Source organism: Vibrio sp. YMD68, assembly GCF_029958905.1.
In the GTDB taxonomy this organism is placed as follows: Bacteria; Pseudomonadota; Gammaproteobacteria; order Enterobacterales; family Vibrionaceae; genus Vibrio.
Map to the genome: position 1 here is coordinate 719865 of NZ_CP124613.1, position 18267 is coordinate 738131.

The following is an 18267-nucleotide window of genomic DNA, read 5'->3' on the forward strand; positions in this document are numbered from 1 at the left end:
TCGATTATGTGTTTGCGGCTTTTATTTTGGTACTCATGATATGTTGTGGGCCTGACGGGCCGCCAAGATACAACTCTCCAGAATCGATGAATCCAGTTTTCAGGTAACAGGCTCGTGCATTTTGATTCTTACAGTTCACGGTCAAGACAATGTCGGAGTAGTCAGTGTAATGATGATTAAGATAATCCAGTAATTCCGACACCACTTTCGAGCCGATGCCTTTGCCTTGCATTGTTGAATCAATAACAAACTTTCTAAGTCCAATGGCGCTTTTTGGGCAAAAGTCATTGCTTAAAGGGTAGACGGTATCCAGTTTAAAAAAGCCAACAATCTCATCATTATATTGAATAACATGTTTGTGAGTGCTGAGCGTGTGATCATTCAGAAACTCTTCGGCTGTTTCTGCAAACTGTGCTTGCCCGTCTAGCAAGGTGATTTTTCTTACGCTTTCACTGTCTTTTTCTTCGAATCGCCTTATTTGAATCATCTAAGCTCCTGCCATTCTGAATGCAACACTGCTAACACTATCGTATCCCACCATTGTTTTTTAAAAAATCGATGTTCTTTGAAATGCGCCTCTTGCCTCATGCCTAACGATTGACACAGCTTAATTGCCGAACGATTTTTGCTGATGGTTTCCGCATAGATTCTATGCACCTTGAGTGTGGTGAATCCATAATCAACCAGCGCCAAAGCGGCTTCCTTTATTAGGCCACTGCCTTGGTATTCTCGTGACATCCCACACCCCATAGACGCCTGCTGGTTCTCTTCCAATCGTAAGCAAACAATGCCGATGAACTGGCCACTTTGTTTGTGTTCTATCGCCAGTTGGAAAGCCTTTCGCGGTGTTTCTAGAGACTGTTCGACAAACAAGTGGGTCAACTCTTTATATTTTTCAGGAGTACAATCGGACTCTTCATAGAAACGTTGATACTTCGCGTCTTGAGACAAAGCCACAAAGTCGGCTTCGTCACTGAAACGCATGTCTCTAATGATCAGATTGGGTGTGGCGAGCTGAAACATTGTTTGGCCTATAAGTCGAGAAGGTGGCATTCCAATTAGCGGTTTCTTGAGGCTAATGGGTGATTGGGGCTGAGTTGCAAAAGATCCCAAAGATTGCCGTAAAGATCTTCAAAAACAGCAACGGTTCCGTAGTCTTGTTCTTGGGGCTCTCTTATAAATCTAATCCCTTCAGACACCATTCGGTTGTAGTCGCGCCAGAAATCATCGGTGCTCAAGAATAGGAATACTCGGCCGCCAGATTGATTCCCAATGAAATTGTTTTGCTCAGGCTTTGAGGCTTTAGCCAGCAATAACGTCACGCCATTTGAACCAGGGGGAGAGACCACAACCCAACGCTTATCTTGCTCTGGTTGGTAGGAGTCTTCGATCAGTTCAAACTTGAGTTTATTGACGTAGAAGTCGATGGCTTCATCGTAATCGTTCACAACTAATGCGATATGAATAATGGACTGCTTCATTATCTTTACCTTATGGGTAGGGTGTAACCATTACTGAGGTCTATAGGATAAAGAAAATTGAACTTAAGCGCATGGTTTGTTTTGAGGGCATCGGAAGAAAATAAGGGAAAAACCGAAGCTTTTCCCCTATTTAGGTGGAATAAGGTGGAATCGTTTTCTAGGAACACTTGTGTTCCGCATCGTCTTAACTTAAGCATTAAGCATTAGTCACTAGCCAATGTTTTGTGTCGTGAGCGACGGCTAGACGACTATTGAATGCTGAGCAGTCGACCTTGCTGAATGTCATGCTCTAACATCTCTTCTGATACCTCAACATGTTCGCCGTGACCGTGGTTGTGACCGTGGCTATGGCCATGATCATGGGGATGGTCGTGTTGTGAGTTTTTCGTTTTCGCCAGTTGATCTGTGTCGAGATACAGTTGAGTTAAATCAGAGCAGTAGTCTACTGTCCAAAGAGCGCTTGCGTCTTTGTCACTCATGATTTCTTCCGCTTTCGGCCCTAGCTTATCCATGTAAAACAACCCTAATTCTTCCCCTGATACGTCAGCATGACTGATGAGGTTGGTAAAAGCGGGCTCTTGCTCTTCATCCGACAAGTAACCGTTTTTGTAGCAAACCGTTAGCCCAATAATATCATTGCCTAACTGCTCTAACGCTGGATTAAAGTGATTATGGCTATGATTGTGTTCTGCGGAAATCGCGGCCATTGGCGCCATGAGTGAGCATGTAAGAATAAGAGATTTAGTGATGTTTTTCATAGAATAGACCTTGCGTAATTTGTTAGTTTGTCAGGGATCAACCGAGTGTTGAGCTGATCCCTTTGCTTCCATTCCCTTGTGCCAGTGAAAACGTTTGTGTGAGTGAAAAGCCAGTGATACCGTTCGATTAATCGATGCTGATTCTTGCTGGCGCGATGGTGTAAGTCATTGGTTTTTCTTCCCACTCACCTTTAGCCTCAAGCGCGATGGCCAGTGCCTGAGCGTCTTTACATACGTTGGCTGGCTTGCTGTCTGCCCAGTATGAAGGGCCAGATGTATAGCCGCACATCACTGAGAAAGCATTCTCTCCATTTTTTGTGGTGTAATCGGTCATGATGACGCCACCTTGACCATGAGTGATTTTCAACGAACCTGCGTCAGCAACGTGTCGGTCATCGCCTGGATTTGGCTTTTCATATGTGGAATACGTTCCCTTTTCAGACATGTAAGGGTTGTCGTACATGGTGTAGCCTTCTTTCTCTGTCGGCATAGTGAGTTGGTAGTTTGGGTCAATGTCTCCAAGGCGATCTTGATTGTTAATAGCGCCTGGGTGGTAATCTTGAGCGTTTGAAATCGTTGTTTCTTGAGCGCTTGCAAATGCAGTGCTAGACACCAATGCCAAAACGACCGTTGCGATGATTGATTTTTTCATGTTGAACTCCAATAGTGAGTAAATACAAAATGTGATAGATAAATAAGCGTAAGTTTGGTTAGGAGAGGGCATGGCTCGCGGTAATGCGTTTAGCCCTCTCGTTCAGTGATGTTTACTCTTAGTCTGTTGTGACCGCTTCACCGGGTTGGGTTGGGCGAGTCACTGACTGACGCTCCAAACCGTGGTGCTCACGTACTCTATCCATGTACTCTTGCTTCGTGTTCATACCATCTTTCATCGACGCAGGGATTTGTTCTGCTGGCATAACAATATCGCGGTCGACCGGCCATTCTGTTAATAACTCAGGCATGTAGCCTTCTGGGTAGTACAGTTTCGGGTCTAGCTCTAAATCACGTATCTCTTGCTCTTGAATGTCTTCACGGCTGTTTTTCGGCATTGGAATTCTGAACTCTGAGCCATCAGCCATATCAAATTGTGGCGCTCTTGCGTTCGGGAAATCTGGAAGTATGCCTTCACGAACCCACGCGTTGTCTTTGGTCATGTTCACGACAATGCCGTCTGGCGCACCGAAGTGATATGGGCCTTGCCAGTGGTGACGAACTTCCGCGACCGTTTCTTCGTTGAGGTAAGGGTCAAACGTCATGTGTGTTGTCATAAATAAGCGCGGTTGTACTTCATTTGCCACATAACCCGCCGCGTAAGCTGGTGTATGGTGTGTATCGACCGTGTAGCGCGCTAAGAACGGTGGTACACCTTGAATGATGGAAGACACACCAAATGTTTCTGTTTGCAATTCAGTAATGAACAGATCCGCGCCTTTCGCGTATTTCAGGTCGAGTTCGGTTGGTCGGCCGTCACCTGTCCATACGAACGACAGCACGCGTCCATCATCTTGTGTCCAGTTCAAACGGTAGCCAGATGCCCCATCTTTAGCGTGGCTGCGTCGCCAGTGAATCACTTCCACGTTGTCTTTATCGTAAATTACGCCACCGTCATCACGGAAATCGAATTCATGAACTACTATGTCGTTGCCGGAAGGGAACACATCAAACGCATCTGTGTGCCAGTTCAGCATTTGTTGCATGCCTTCAACCATGTGGCGTGTGCCGTATTCCGGTGTTGCGCCACTTGGCCCATAGATGTTGAGCGGTTTTTCCCAGCGGCCGTTCCAGCCACCGAATTGATACAAGTAAGGCAGTGAGCCGTAGTGATCAACATGTAAGTGAGTGATGAATATGTGGTCAAGCTCGTTCATTGCGACACCCGCGGCGACATAGTTCGCGATTGAGCCTTCACCAAGGTCGAAGACAAAATTAGAGCCGTTGCCGAGTTCGACATAGATAGATGTGTTGGCTTGCCCTGGGCGAATCATTGGTGAAGTACCCATGAAGGTGACGCGCATTTCGTCAGGTTGAACTTCTTCAGTACGAGGGAACCAGTTAGCGCCAGACACCATGTGGTCACCATACGGTGCGATGCCTTCAAACATTAACCCTTCTTTCCAGCCAGTGTTGGTTTCTTTACGGTAGTCACCGTTGTTTACACCGCCCATTAGAACCGCCAATACTTCTTCTTCAGAAGAATACAGGTTGCCTTCTGGTTGAGAGGCTAAATACTCTTCGAGTGTTTCACCATCGTGATATTCGAATTTTTGAAGTTTCTGAATATCAGAATTGGTTTGTTTCGTGTTGTACTCCATCATTGGGTCAGCAGCGAAAGCCGTGGTTGCAATAATCATTGCTGTAGAGATAACGGATAATTTTGCGTAAGTTTTCATAGTTCCACCTATCGGTTTGAGTCTTTAAAAAATGAAATGAAGTTCCTTCCTCACTCCGATGCAAACAAGTTTATTGATAAGTGGAGTTTTGTTATATAGAGTAAACTATGCTTTAAACATAAACTGAATTTATGTTTAATGGTTGATATTGCCTCAGTGTGTTTCGCTGTTAATAAGCAATAAGCAATAAGCAATAAGCAATAAGCAATAAACAGTGCCTGTGATGATCCATTGATAATGTGATGCATCACGATAATAGAAGTGAGAGACAGAATTGGACTTGAATCTACTGACGACATTCTTAGCGGTGTACAAACATGGCTCCATTACGGCAGCTTCTGATCAGTTAGACCTGACTCAACCCGCGGTGAGCGCAGCCATTAAGCGACTTGAATCGGTGGTTGGGAAAACCCTGTTTGTTCGGGAAGGCAGAGGCATTGCACCCACAGGGGCGGCGGTGTCTCTTGCGAATAAAATAGAAGACCCTCTGAATATCATCGGTACGGTTGAGCAGCAGACGAGCCGTTTAAATGTGTATTGCACCGAGAGCTTGCTGCATTTCATTAGTGGTGTCGACGGAGTCAATTTTACCGAAGCCCCGTTAGAAGAGAATGAGTTGTTTGACGCGTTGATCGCTCAGAAAGTGGATATTGTGGTGGATGTTGTTTCCAGTAAGAAACACTCTTTGATTGAAGAGGTCTTGTTTGATGAAGAGCCCGTCTGCTTAACTCGTATTGACCATCCCCGTATTGGCGAATCAATAACGAAAGAAGAGTATTTTCAGGAAGAGCATATCGCCCTAAAAATTCGACGGGCAGATATGGATACCGTGGAGTTCTTGTCTGATAGTGATATAGAGCCTCGTAAAATTCGCATTGAAACCAGTTCGATCTCAAGCATGCTTATGTTGGCAAGCTCAACCGACTATATTGCTGCGTCAACGCGTTCGTTGGCCGAAAAACTCGCCCCTGCACTAAACCTTAGAGTGCACGCATTCCCAATTAAATTAAGACCGATTAAGTTCAGAATGCTCTATCACAGACGTTACGCAAAAGACGAGCAACACATGAAGGTTCGAGAATCGCTAAAATCGGCGCTCATGCAAAACAGAAAGTGAATCAAAGTGTCTAGATGCGCTCAATCATAAATAGAATTGATGTGTTAACTAAAGTTAACCGTCTTAATTAAACGAGGTTTACGTTTCATAATCTCCAGCAGTTAATCAAGCTCAACTGCATTGGAGAAAACATGAAAAAAAGAACCTTAATCGCCTTATCTCTTTCACTGGCAAGTAGCGCTGCGTTTGCCAGCTCTACTCAAGTTTACGTGGAACAAAATGTGGCGTCGAATGCTGCTGATAACGGTGTTTACACAACAGAAGCGGGCGCACTGATTGACACGTCTGAGAATGGCCAAGTCTATATCGGCTTTGATGATCAGGGCTGGTTAGCCGCGGGTTATGGCCATGATTTCCAGATAAGCGACTCGCTCACATTTAATCTTTATGGCGAACTCGGTAAGTGGGAAACAGGCGAAGAAATTTTGGTTGAAGGTATTCTAGATTACCAGCTGACTGAGAGCCTTTATGTACTCGGTGGCTTGGGATACAAACAATCTGGTCAGGTATTGGAAAACTTGAGCGACACGAGCATCAATACCAACAAGTTCTTGGCTGGCGCTGGTTATTCACTTGGTGGCTGGAATCTTGATTACCTTTACACCCACGAAAAAAGCGATGGCTCTAATGGCTATATAAATTCTTCTATCGGTCATGCCTTCATACAAGGGGACTATCGCACCAATGAACATGAGTTCGTTCTTTCTAAAACGATCAATGATTGGACGCCATACGTGAAATACACCTATTTCAATACCAATGAAGGTGAGCTACTTATCAACGGCTCGTCAGTGGGCCCAATTGACAACGACAATGTTGTCACGCTCGGTCTTTCTTACGATTTTTAATCGCTTAATCACTTAATCACGACAATCTCATAGGCAGACGGATTTGCCACCTTTGTGAAGGGGCAATCTTATGAAAAACGAATCTCTGCGCAACCGAATCATCAATGCAGCGGCCGCTATTGGGGTGTTGCTGTTTGCGGCTATGCCAACGTATGCCAATGCTCATAACATTATTTTTGATCAGTCTCAGTACGACGCGACCGAGTTCAATGACGATCATCAGCAGTGCTATCACTTACTGGATAATGTTGGTCACAACGAGGGGCAAGGCGCTGTTGAGCAGGGAGTAAAGCGAGGCCTGCGTGGTGCCACTGCGGGGGCGATAGCAGGCAGTGTGTCTGGAAATTCTGGAAGTAGCGCAGCAAAAACGGGCGCCGCGATTGGAACGACAGTAGGGGTATTGTCGGGCAGAGGGTCGAAAAATGCCGCTGCGTCAGCCAATCAAAAAGAGCGTGACGATCTTATGCGTAACTGCATGCAAGGGCGAGGGTATATCGCACTCAACTGATCACTATCGCATTCAAAATGATTCGTCCTCATTGAAAACACTGACATGGTAATCTTTGTCTGAATCTCCAGTGACAAGAAACGTAATGGGACGACAACACACTTGGCAGAAATCGCGACGGGGTTATATGGCCCTTCTACTTTATAAACCTCAACCACCAATCACTTCGTAAAAACTCGGCATGAAACAATAAAAACATTATTAATTAAGTGGTTATAAACGTGTGCGCCTCGCATTTTTATGCAATTATGTTAGTAATTTGACGTTTGCTGTGGCTTGGGTATGTATTTGTTGAATGAATATCGTTAGCGTGTAAATCTCAATTTATCGTTACAGTTAAGGAAACAACATGATCAGGATGGTTACCCAGTTATTCCCGCTATGGGCTTTACTGCTTTCATTTATTGCCTACTCTACACCAGATGCTTTTGTGGGGCTCAAAGGCTACATTGTTCCGCTGCTCACCATTATTATGTTGACGATGGGGTTGACGTTAAAACCCAGTGATTTTGCAGGAGTATTGAATAAGCTTCCAGTTGTTGGTGTTGGGCTAATTTTGCAGTTTTCGGTTATGCCAATTGCCGCATTACTGATTAGTATCGCGATGGGGTTTGATACTGAATTAACTGTCGGTATGGTATTGGTCGGTTCGGTGGCTGGTGGAACGGCATCTAATGTGATGTGCTATTTGGCTCGTGGTGATGTAGCGCTGTCGATTTCCATGACGGCATTATCAACATTGGTTGGGGTTGTGGCGACACCATTCCTGGTTCAGCTTTTGGTCGGGCAGACCGTCGACGTACCTGTGACGAGCATGCTGGTGAGTTTACTTAAGATTGTTTTAGCGCCAGTGATCATCGGCGTTATTCTTAACGTCTTACTTCAGTCGACGATAAAGAAAATTGAACCCGTATTACCGGTGATTTCTATGGCCGCCATTGTGGTGATTATTGCTATTGTTGTTGCATTAAACGCGGGAAGATTGGCAACCATTGGTCCTTTGGTCGCCTTCGCCGTAATACTCCACAATTCATTGGGTTTAGTGTTTGGGTTTTATGTTCCGAAGTTACTTGGCTTCGACGAAAAAACCTGTCGCACCGTCGCATTGGAAGTTGGTTTACAAAACTCGGGTTTAGCGACGGCATTAGCGATGAAGTATTTCACGCCAGCTTCGGCGGTTGCAGGCACGATTTTTTCAATTTGGCACAACCTTTCAGGTTCAGTAGTGGCCGCGCTTTGGGCTCGAAAAGTAAAGCGAGCTGAAGAAAAGCAGAGCGAACCCGTTCCTGAATCCTAGGGGTTGTTAGGATAACTGTTTTCTCGTCAATGATGAGGCCAGCGAATGCTGGTCTTTTTACATTCTATAGGGGATGGTGACAGGAGAAGTCGTACCGTAGATTAAGTGCAGGTGAAGGGAGTCGATTTCGCTTGTTCAATCGAAGTATTAGCAGATATAAAGCTTAGGCATGTTAACTGCCTGTTCTCTATGCAAATCATTGCCACAGTGCTCATTTATTTCCCTGAATTGCTCAAGATACGTACCGATTAAAAAACCTTATAATTAGAAGCAACGTCATTTTATGAAGACGCTTTTCCTTAATAACTGTGATTCTCATTCCTATCAATAAAATACCGACTGTAATGGATAGACAGTATAAATATATCTTGTTGTTTCTTAGTTCCAAGCGATAAATCAAATCAAGTCATGGTGGCGATGTAACGACCACCAGGGCGGTTTTGGATAATAAAACAAAAGAGAGTGAATAAGTGACAGCGACGAATCATATTCTTAAATTAGCAGTGGGTATGGCTATTCTATCGAGTGCACCATCATTGGTAAGTGCTCATGGCTGGTCAGAATTTCCGAATGCTCGACAGAACATTTGTTATGAACAAGGTGGAATTTGGTCGGGAACTCCACCCAATGCAGCTTGTGCTCAAGCAAAAGAGATCTCAGGCACCTATCCGTTTGTACAACGCAATGAGTACGCTAAGAATATTCCGGATTTCAATAGTATTAACGCGGTAAAAGCCGCCATCCCGGATGGTACATTATGCTATGCCAATGACGCCCAAAAGCGTGGCATGGGGGCTGCTCACACGAGTTGGAAACGTACTGAATTAAAGACTGGAACCTTTGAGTATGTCTTTAATGCAACCGCTCCTCATAACCCTTCATTTTGGGAGTTTTACCTAACCAAGCCGAATGCAGACCTTAGCAAGCGACTCGCTTGGGGGGATCTAGATCTCATACAGACGGAAGGAAACGTCCCTGTCAATGCTGGCAAGTACCGAATTAATGTGACGATCCCTTCAGAGCGCAGCGGAGACGCCATACTATTTGTACGTTGGCAGCGTGATGATGCTGTTGGTGAAGGTTTCTACAATTGTTCAGACATTACTATCGTCGGTGGTGATACACCTCCACCAGAGCCTACCCCAAAACCTGATTTAATACGGGGTGAGCTCTTTGTTGCAACTGACTTTGGTACGCCAAAAGCTGGGGATAGGGTTCAATACGATATTGTTAACCAATACGGCGAAGTAGCACGTAGCTTCAATCTCCTTGTTGATGAGTCAAATACGAACGATTGGGCCCGCTTACTGGCTTCTGAAATCAACGGATGGCATAAAGAGTTCAAGGACGGTGCCGTATTCATTGGTGATTGGCATGAAGAAATGCAGCATTACATGTATTTCCAAAACGATCCTTCGCGTAACTTCTTTAATTCAAAGGATGGCAGTGAGTCTGGATTACTGACTCTGCTTAAAGGAGATGACGGCAGTGTTGAACCGTTAGAGGGCGATATTTACGAGCTAGTGACAAGTGATAACGTTGTTAACGCCGGAGACAAGGTGGTCATCGCAACAGCGGAAGCGGCAATAGTCACACAGACTCAAGGCTCTGCTGTCAACATACAAAATAACGGTACATCTTCAATTATCATTGATACCAAGGCCATTACCGCTAATGACATATTGTCATTTTATGCGAGTGCCATAAACAGCGAGCGTGTTGAAACGTTCACGTTTGAAGTTATCGTCGATGACGGTGGAGTGGCGCCAGAACCAGAACCAGGGACTTGGGATTCGTCGACAACATATTTAGGTGGAGATGTGGTCACTTATGCGGGGCAAGCGTGGGAAGCTCAATGGTGGTCTCGCGGAGGTGAAAACCCTGAAGCAACTTACCAAAACGATAAGTGGGGAGTTTGGCGCCCAGCGAACTAGTTGTTATCGACTTGCTCTTGCTCGATACGGTTGAGTGATAGTGTAAAGCGATACCTCAAAGCAAACGTAAGTGGCACCACATGATATTAATGTGGTGTCACTTGTCACTTGTCACTTGTCACGTGAGCCTGTGCCTGAAATGATGCGGCTACTTTTTTCATGCACATCTCGTTAAATAAAAGTCAGCGAGCTAGATTGCGAATTGGAGAAACGTGATCTTCGAAAGGCACCTGTCGTCGCAGAAATGTTTTACCTTCGACGCATTCAGGTGCACTGATTCTATCCATTCTAAAATGACGAAAATCATTTCGTTCCGGATCCCAAGCGACCAAATACCAAAGTGGTGGCAAGATCAACATTGCTTGCGGCTCCACATGCCGGTTGGTGGCCGCTCCTTTTGCGTCACAATATTGAAAACGCAGATTGAGCTGTTGTAAAAAAGCAGTTTCAAATGTGGGCAGCAACGCGGCGTCCATTTTACCCATACCGGTTATATCCACTTGAGGCGCAAGTTTTCCAACAAACAAGCAACTCAACAGGCGACGCAGGTCATGTAATTTGTCTGGTGGTAATGCTTTTTCTATTTTAGCAAGCCCTACATCGGCGAGCCCCGAAAACGGAATACCGCCGATGGCAGACATCGATGCAACGCTGATCAGTAACGCAAAAATTTCGGCAACCGAGAGCTTCACGGTGGTCTGAACGGATCGCGGATCAAGTTGCAGTCCTCCTCCTCGTCCAGGTTCAGAATGAATGACAAAGCCTTCGTCACGCAGTGTGTTGAGGTCGCGTAACACTGTCCGCCTAGATACGCCCACCTCCTGTGCTAAATCAGCGACTGTCGAAGTGCCGTTGCGGCGAAGGCAGCGCACGATGGCGTCTTGTCGTAGGCGAATATTCATTTGGTAAGGTTACCCTTCAATGGTGCCAGTATTTGTCACCATTAAGGTATATAAATTATCTGTCGATGTCAGTAAAGAAATTTCAAAGTAGTAATACGCATTGGTCAGTTCCTGAACCTGAAAATTGTATGCCGCTCCGAAAATAGCAGCGGTGTCGTCTAAGCACTCCAAAAACATGTAGGAGAAATAAAATGTTTGATCCAACCGATTTCCCTAAACCCACTTTGATTCAAGTCAACGACGTGACACTTGAAGTCTTCGAAGCGGGTCTGAAAAATGTAGGCAACCCCATAGTACTCTGCCATGGCTGGCCAGAACATGCCTTTTCCTGGCGTTATCAAATCCCCGCTCTTGTTAATGCGGGTTACCATGTCATCATCCCTAACCAACGGGGTTATGGAAAGTCATCCCATCCGACAGAAGTCATTGCCTATGACATTGAACACTTGTCGGGTGATCTTACCGCTCTTCTCGATCACTACGGATACGAAGACGCCACCTTTGTTGGCCATGACTGGGGGGCGATGGTTGTTTGGGGTTTAGCCTTATTGTATCCAAACCGTGTTAACAAGGTGATAAACCTGAGCTTGCCATACCAAGAGCGTGGAGAAATTCCTTGGCTCGAATTGATGGAACAAATACTTGGCAATGACTATTATTTTGTTCACTTCAATCAACAACCAGGTGTTGCAGACGCGGTATTGGAACAGAATACATTCCAATTCCTTCGTAATCTGTATAGGAAAAATGAGCCACCGAAAGAACCAGAGCAAGGTATGGAGATGATCAATCTTGCCAGAGCAAAAACACCATTCGGTGAGCCCATAATGAGTGATAACGAATTAGCCGTTTTTGTTTCAGCCTTTGAATCATCTGGGTTTACTGGCAGTATAAATTGGTACAGAAACCTTGATCGAAACTGGCGTTTATTGGCGGAAGTAACCCCAATTATCCAACAGCCTACGCTCATGATCTATGGTGACCAAGATGCGATCCCTCAATCTAAAAATCTAACAGAGTTCGTACCCAATGTGGAAGTGGTCAGCCTAGATTGCGGCCATTGGATCCAGCAAGAAAAGCCGGAAGAAACAAACGATGCAATTTTAACATGGTTGGAACAGCAGACTAACGCTTCCGACTAAGAACGCCTCAAGATGAAATAGACCCTCCAAGCGAACGGAAGGTCTGTTGTCATGGTGTGGTTAATACACGACTCTTCATCGGAAAATAGGCGACGAAGCAAAAGTTAATGATTAACTATGGAGATGAAAATAGGGTAGTTCCCATGTTTTTAAAGGACCAAGAAGAATTCGATGTTTGGTTAGAAGAGCATTCACCCGTTACATACTATCGAAGTAATCTCCGTATTCATCCAGTAAACTTCGTGGGCTTCTGAGGCGAAAACGCTCATTTTCAACAACCGCGTCAGTTATTCTATCGATTCGAAATAACCTAGGCGCAGATCTTAAATAGTCCCACCCTAAAAGATACCAAGCGGGCCAGTTGAGCAGTATAAACTGCGGTTCTATACACCTTTTCGTTTCACTTCCTTTTTCTGATATGTAGCGAATTGAGAGCTTTTTTTGCTGTATAAATGCCTGGCTAATGTCATTAAAAAAAGGATAACGCGTATTGGTTACTGTACTTGCGACTGGCTCGGAAGCAATAGCACCAACCAATACTCGCTGGCGCAAAAGGTTTATACGTTTCTGTTGTTCATTATTCAGAAAAAAGGTGAGCTTATTTTTTACGCTAGATATGTTGTCCCCTAATATGGGACACCTTAGTGATTCGGTTAGCGCGAGTGCCATCAATGTATTTAAAATTTCTTCATCACTTAAAAAAAACCTAGGGGGACGAGTCATTCCTCTCAACGCAATGCCGCCCCCTGTGCCTCGCTCTGCGTCAATATCGTAGCCTTGCTGGCGCAACAAGGTAATGTCTCGAGATATGCTTCTGACCGAAATCCCAAGTACATTGGCTAACTCTTTAACTGTCCAAAGATTCTTGTTTTCTAAAAGACCAATCAGGTTATCCAATCTTTCTTGTCTGTTTTGAAAGCCGCGCATTATTAATGTGTCATTTAGTGTCTTATTTGTACGTAGCATAGCATTTCACTTCAGGTTGAGACAGCGTCGTCACATCGACTTTGCGCTATACATCGACTTGGAGTAATAAACGTTTTTTAACTAATTGCTTCTTAACTAATGGTTTCTTAACTAATGGTTTCTTAACTAATTGCTTCTTAATTAATGGCTTCTTAAATAAAAGCTTCTTTAACAAGCGATTGAAAAATCAACATAGGGAATATGAGAATGAAAACACTGACAGCGGGTTTAACTACAATGGGTTTAACCACAGCAGTTCTAGCTTCTTCGGTGAGTGCTGCGTCGACATTTGAAATTGTGAACACTCAATTTATTGCAGGTGTCAGTTATCAAGAGCAGCAGAAAGCGATGGACAGTTTAAATTCAATAGTGAAGCATTTTGATGGCTTTCAAAGCCGCAGTTATTTCTACAGTGAAGAGCTGAATCGTTGGACCGACATCGTGATTTGGGAAAGCTTGGAACTCGCTAAATCGGCTAGCGTAAAGGCGATGGAAGACCCACATGCTCAGCAAGTGTTTTCTATAATGGACATGGAAACGACGATCTTTTCACACTATCGTTCGATAGGGCACATTGAAGCGGAGACAACGACCAAATAGTGAGGGAAGAGTACAGAGAAAAGACACTTTTTTCATCGTTAAATTCATCAAGGAGTGAAGCAAATGACTCAATCAGAAAGCCGTTGCCTTTGTGGTGCTGTAAACATTGTTGCTGAAGACATTAACCCAAAGTTCACGGTGTGCCACTGTCAATCATGTCGAACATGGGGTGGAGCCCCATTCTTTGCGGTGAAATGTGGTTCAAAAGTAAAAATAGAAGGTAATGACTTCATCAAAACGTATGAATCGTCATCGTGGGCTTTGAGAGGTTTTTGCTCCGAATGTGGCACCCATCTCTTTTATAAGTTGAAAGCAACCGGTGAGTACAACATGCCGGTAGGTTTGTTTCCAAATTTGAATGGATTGGAAATGGATATGCAGTATTTCATTGATAGGAAGCCAAGTTATTATTGTTTTTCAAATGAAACCCAAGAGATGACAACGGCTGAGATAATGGCCTATTTTGCAGACAAAGTGTAAATACGGACAGGAACTTGTTTTGTAGAAAACGGACCGGTTGGTCATGGAATAGCGTAGTGATAGTGAGCCGTTTTTGCTCACCATCGCTATGCTTCGCGTGTGGGATTGAGTGTCAGATAAGGGGCAACCAAGCGGTGAATGTTAACCTTGGCTTCAATTCTCGCGGCAAGTAAGTACATCCCTGCAATTTTTCGGTGTAAGAAAATGGCATCGGCAGGAGGGGTATGCCAATAGTCTTGCTCCATGCTTAATATGGTACCGGCTTCTCGTAATCGTTGAGATAACTCACTTGTTTTAAAATCGTATAGTTCGTCGGTTAACATCGGTTCACACGCCATTTTAACTAGATCGAGAACCGCTTTGCGTTGAGTGGGTTCAATGCTTTCGCTGAAAAAACCTATTTGTTCGAGCGCCTTATTCAAGCCGTCTTCATCGTGATTGACGACCGCACTGAACGCATCGCGATAGCCATCACTAAAGCGATCACTGTACTCACGAGTGGCACCGAAATCGAGCAATCCGATTTGTTGCGTTTGTTCAAGATACAGGTAGTTCGCAAAATTTGGGTCGGTCTGTACCATTTTGAGGTCAAACAACTCTTTAAACATCAGTTCGAGTAAACGGTGCATCACACGGTCGCGTGTCGGTTGATCAAAACGCTCAATTTGTTCTATCGAACGCCCGTCAATGAACGCCATCGCCAACACTGAATTTGATGAGACTTCTGGGTAAATTCGTGGCACCACAAAGTGTTCATTGTTCTGCAACGCGGTGTGATAGCGTATCGCGAATTCCGCTTCCCTGCCGTAATCGGCTTCATCGTGTAACTGTTTTTTCGCTTCTTCGAGCAATGATTGATAATCGACGGATTCAGGGATGAGACCGACTATTTTTAGTAGTGTCCCGACGTTATCAACATCGCTGTTGATGCTTTGTCGAATACCTGGGTATTGTATTTTTACCGCGAGTTTATCTCCGGCATCATTGTAGGCCTGGTGAACTTGGCCTATAGATGCACTGGCTATGGGCTTAAAGTTAAAGGCCATGAATTCGCTCTTCCAACTTGTGCCTAAGGCATCTTCCAACACCTGGTTTAACTGCTTCGCGGGCAGCGGGTCGGCATCGGAGCGCAAACGAGCTAATATATTCGCTAACTCAGGATCTAACAGGTCGCCAGCGTCCATCGACAGCATTTGCCCAAGCTTCATTGCGGCGCCGCGAAGGTGAGCAAGTTGATCAGTGAGGCGCGATATATTTTTCGGTGTCAGAAGAAGGTCTTTCGTCGTAGGGCGATTCCCTTTCACGATTTGTTTTGTGCCTTCTGTCAGCACATTACCCGCAACGCGTGTCGCCAGGGATGCGAATTTACTAAACCGAGAAAGACGATGAGTCGGTAAGCTTCTTTCTTTTTGCGACATGAAAATACTCTCTTATTTAGCGGTGTCAGTCTGTCTGGCGTTTAAATTTAGGTCAGTTTGAAGGCAAGCGTTTAAAACCGAATGCTCGATTTATTAGGATACAGAGTTATTGTGAATACAGCACATCAATACGAGAGAATGCTCTCTTTTGATCACAAGCGATGATGGATTTATCGTTAGAAAGGTAAAAAAAGGGGCTCTAGATAAAAATCTAGAGCCCCTTGAAGCTTAACCCACTCACGTTACCAGCGGAGTTGTATCAGCCAAGCTCGGCTGCATGATCGTGTTAAAAGAGTGATCAATTACAACTCAATGGTGACGGTTTCACCGTCAACCGTAAGAAGCAGTGTATTGCCTTCTACCTTGTGTGTGACTTCAACCTGTTCGCCGTTGTTTTTATTAGGGACAAGAAGCGTCAGGATGTTGTGCTCTTTAGATGGCTTGAATTCCACTTCAACGTGACGGTGGATCTCAAGATCTTGGTATTCGTACGGGTCTACGTCGCCAAAGCCTTCAACATTCTTCACTGATGTGATGTTGTCAGCCGACTCGTTGATGAAGTTCACATCTAGGTGCGCTTTCTCACCACGGATAGTGAATGCTTTTTCAGCCACTTCGTTAGCGAACGTCGTGTGCATTAGCCAAGTCATGTCTTTCTCTTCAGAAAGCGTTGCCTTGTCTTGCATGACGAATACTTTACCTTGCACGAACCAAATCTTACGTTTGTAAGATTCGATCTCAGGAATGAAGTACTTGTAAGATGCCGTTGCATCACCTTCAACCATCTTCACATCAGATTCTGTGTCGTAGTCAGAGATTGTGCCACCCGCTTCGATACAAAAACGATCTTGGTGGTTTTCGTAGCCTGTGTTCTTGTTCTCTCCATACTGGCCTTTGCCACCAAATAGCGGCAAGTTCTTAGAAAATGTTTGACGACGCCACTTAGTATGCATGTCAACACCGAAACCACCGTAGTAACCTGTGATAGCAGCAAGAGTTTCGCCAAATGCATGTAAAGTAAATGCGTTCTGGTCTCCGTGTGAGTGAGAAATAGAACCAAATGGTGAGCACTTAAATACCATGTGGATATGCTCATCGCGCTCTGTCATCTTATTGTGGAATGCCGCCCAACCTGTAATTGGGAACACTTTCAATAATGGATCATTTGACGGTGCTTTCTCTTCTGGTGCATCCCAAAGGATGTTGAAGCGAAGGTCGTCGTAACCAAAGTCCCACCAACCGAAGTTGTAGAACTTAGTGTGCGCTTCCGTATCGCGGCCCTTAAGCTGGTTGTAGTACCAAACGTATTCTGCTTTTTGATTTACACCCGCATAGTGCTTGATGTTATAAGCCAGTTTAAGTCCTGGAAAATCACCAATTGATGATTGGTCACAGAAGCTCGCACGTTTAGAGTGAACAGGCATACAGTAAAGTGGGAAATCACCAGTGTTTTCGTAGAATGTTTTATTGAACATATCTACGCCACAGTATGCTTTCAGTAGATCAAATGCTTCACCCAAGAATGCCGTTTGTGTGTTCCAGTAGTCAGGACCTTCCGCCCAGCCACCGTCTTCTCCACCCCATGGTGGGTAGTGTACTGCGTAGTATTCTAGTGCGTATGCAATGTACTCGCCTGCTTTCGGGTGATCGTGGTAAAGCGCGATACACGTTGGGATGATAGCAGAAGAAATTGAACGAACACCGTGGCTGTTTAGTGGGTTATTTAGTAGATCAACCGTCACTTTTAGGTGGTGCATAATTTCGTCTAAACGCTCAATCAGTGCATCTTGAACTTGTTGACGCTCTGCATCTGTAAAGTACGCATGTAACCAGTCGTAACCCCAAGCCATTGCTGCAATTACGCGGAATGCTGCTTCATCGTTGTAACCACGAGAAGTCACACCTTCAGGATCGTAAGTAGAAAGTTTAAGAGTCCAAGCTTTTGCTTTCGCGATAAGCTCTTCGTCTTCTTTTACAATACCTGCGATAGATAAGTTACGTGTCGCGTTAAGCGCCATTTGGCAATCTACGTACATTTGACGCCAATAAGGACGCCATAAAGACGCTTTACCTACAGTTTCTTCTGGGTAAGCTTGTGGCTCTTCGTAAGGTGCAGTGTCTAGGAACTTAACCGTTGCTTTGTTGTAGAAATCATCGAACATGCAGTGTGATTCATCGGCCTGCACCTTCGCTTTAAATTCTGCTAGATCGTTTGCTTGAACTAAAAGGCGTGGTCGTTCTTGGCTCAAGTTGTCTAGGAACGATAGGTCGAAGTCACGTTTTTGTACTTCGATAGGGAGTAAGTCTACCAGGTTGCCGGCGGAAGTATCGTTTTCCAGCTTCATCTTTCTGATGGCATCAAGAGGCTTATTATCAGTCATGTTCACTCTCTTATTCAGTGGTAATTATATAGTCAACTGTATTAC

Annotated in this window: 19 protein-coding genes; 8 read left to right on the forward strand and 11 right to left on the reverse strand. The window is 44.7% G+C overall.

What is annotated here, in order from left to right; translation table 11 throughout:
* Positions 1-4 precede the first annotated feature (4 nt).
* The 6 genes from QF117_RS03250 to gntH all read right to left on the reverse strand — a co-directional run bounded on the left by QF117_RS03250 (position 5) and on the right by gntH (position 4629).
* Positions 5-487, reverse strand: a complete 483-nt coding sequence (locus QF117_RS03250) for a GNAT family N-acetyltransferase (RefSeq protein ID WP_282384611.1) — start codon at positions 485-487, stop codon at positions 5-7.
* Positions 484-1023, reverse strand: coding sequence for a GNAT family protein (locus QF117_RS03255; RefSeq protein WP_282384612.1), 540 nt, complete (start codon positions 1021-1023; stop codon positions 484-486). Before QF117_RS03255 ends, QF117_RS03250 begins: the two co-directional genes overlap by 4 nt.
* A 35-nt stretch (positions 1024-1058) precedes the next feature.
* Complete coding sequence (locus tag QF117_RS03260) at positions 1059-1481, reverse strand: VOC family protein (RefSeq protein WP_282384614.1); 423 nt, start codon at positions 1479-1481, stop codon at positions 1059-1061.
* 248 nt (positions 1482-1729) lie between these two features.
* Positions 1730-2239 carry a hypothetical protein gene (locus QF117_RS03265; protein WP_282384616.1) on the reverse strand — a complete coding sequence of 170 codons (510 nt, stop codon included), beginning with the start codon at positions 2237-2239 and terminating at the stop codon, positions 1730-1732.
* A 127-nt stretch (positions 2240-2366) separates the two neighbouring features.
* Complete coding sequence (locus tag QF117_RS03270) at positions 2367-2891, reverse strand: hypothetical protein (protein ID WP_282384617.1); 525 nt, start codon at positions 2889-2891, stop codon at positions 2367-2369.
* Between the two features lie 118 nt (positions 2892-3009).
* Entirely contained in the window at positions 3010-4629 is a 1620-nt protein-coding gene (gene gntH, locus QF117_RS03275; protein WP_282384618.1) for a guanitoxin biosynthesis MBL fold metallo-hydrolase GntH, read from the reverse strand.
* Positions 4630-4903: 274 nt separating this feature from the next.
* Between gntH and QF117_RS03280 the strand changes: the two genes are divergently transcribed.
* The 5 genes from QF117_RS03280 to QF117_RS03300 all read left to right on the forward strand — a co-directional run bounded on the left by QF117_RS03280 (position 4904) and on the right by QF117_RS03300 (position 10333).
* Positions 4904-5746: a LysR family transcriptional regulator gene (locus QF117_RS03280; protein ID WP_282384620.1), complete on the forward strand. Its 843-nt coding sequence runs from the start codon at positions 4904-4906 to the stop codon at positions 5744-5746.
* Positions 5747-5877: 131 nt separating this feature from the next.
* Positions 5878-6594, forward strand: coding sequence for a hypothetical protein (locus QF117_RS03285; protein ID WP_282384621.1), 717 nt, complete (start codon positions 5878-5880; stop codon positions 6592-6594).
* A gap of 70 nt (positions 6595-6664) precedes the next feature.
* Positions 6665-7102: a glycine zipper family protein gene (locus QF117_RS03290; RefSeq protein WP_282384623.1), complete on the forward strand. Its 438-nt coding sequence runs from the start codon at positions 6665-6667 to the stop codon at positions 7100-7102.
* Positions 7103-7451: 349 nt separating this feature from the next.
* Positions 7452-8399, forward strand: a complete 948-nt coding sequence (locus QF117_RS03295) for a bile acid:sodium symporter family protein (protein ID WP_282384624.1) — start codon at positions 7452-7454, stop codon at positions 8397-8399.
* A gap of 509 nt (positions 8400-8908) precedes the next feature.
* On the forward strand, positions 8909-10333 hold the full coding sequence (locus QF117_RS03300) for a lytic polysaccharide monooxygenase (RefSeq protein WP_282386135.1): 1425 nt from the start codon (positions 8909-8911) through the stop codon (positions 10331-10333).
* Between the two features lie 182 nt (positions 10334-10515).
* Here QF117_RS03300 and QF117_RS03305 read toward each other — a convergent pair whose 3' ends face one another.
* Both QF117_RS03305 and QF117_RS03310 read right to left on the reverse strand, forming a co-directional pair.
* On the reverse strand, positions 10516-11235 hold the full coding sequence (locus QF117_RS03305) for a WYL domain-containing protein (protein WP_282384625.1): 720 nt from the start codon (positions 11233-11235) through the stop codon (positions 10516-10518).
* 9 nt (positions 11236-11244) lie between these two features.
* The gene (locus tag QF117_RS03310) at positions 11245-11439 is read right to left on the reverse strand and encodes a hypothetical protein (RefSeq protein WP_282384626.1); all 195 of its coding nucleotides are present in this window, start codon (positions 11437-11439) and stop codon (positions 11245-11247) included.
* Between QF117_RS03310 and QF117_RS03315 the strand changes: the two genes are divergently transcribed.
* Complete coding sequence (locus tag QF117_RS03315; protein WP_282384627.1) at positions 11427-12377, forward strand: alpha/beta hydrolase; 951 nt, start codon at positions 11427-11429, stop codon at positions 12375-12377. The two genes, QF117_RS03310 and QF117_RS03315, sit on opposite strands and share 13 nt — an antisense overlap.
* 198 nt (positions 12378-12575) lie before the next feature.
* Here QF117_RS03315 and QF117_RS03320 read toward each other — a convergent pair whose 3' ends face one another.
* A complete protein-coding gene (locus QF117_RS03320; protein WP_282384628.1) occupies positions 12576-13343 on the reverse strand; it encodes a WYL domain-containing protein in 768 nt (255 codons plus the stop codon).
* A 207-nt stretch (positions 13344-13550) separates the two neighbouring features.
* Between QF117_RS03320 and QF117_RS03325 the strand changes: the two genes are divergently transcribed.
* On the forward strand, positions 13551-13943 hold the full coding sequence (locus tag QF117_RS03325) for a hypothetical protein (RefSeq protein WP_017037057.1): 393 nt from the start codon (positions 13551-13553) through the stop codon (positions 13941-13943).
* A 63-nt stretch (positions 13944-14006) separates the two neighbouring features.
* Positions 14007-14423, forward strand: coding sequence for a GFA family protein (locus tag QF117_RS03330; RefSeq protein ID WP_282384631.1), 417 nt, complete (start codon positions 14007-14009; stop codon positions 14421-14423).
* A gap of 86 nt (positions 14424-14509) precedes the next feature.
* Here the strand turns inward: QF117_RS03330 and QF117_RS03335 are convergent, their stop codons facing one another.
* Together QF117_RS03335 and QF117_RS03340 are read right to left on the reverse strand one after the other, a co-directional pair.
* On the reverse strand, positions 14510-15841 hold the full coding sequence (locus QF117_RS03335; protein ID WP_282384632.1) for an AarF/ABC1/UbiB kinase family protein: 1332 nt from the start codon (positions 15839-15841) through the stop codon (positions 14510-14512).
* 302 nt (positions 15842-16143) lie between these two features.
* Complete coding sequence (locus QF117_RS03340; protein WP_282384633.1) at positions 16144-18222, reverse strand: DUF4962 domain-containing protein; 2079 nt, start codon at positions 18220-18222, stop codon at positions 16144-16146.
* Positions 18223-18267 lie beyond the last annotated feature (45 nt).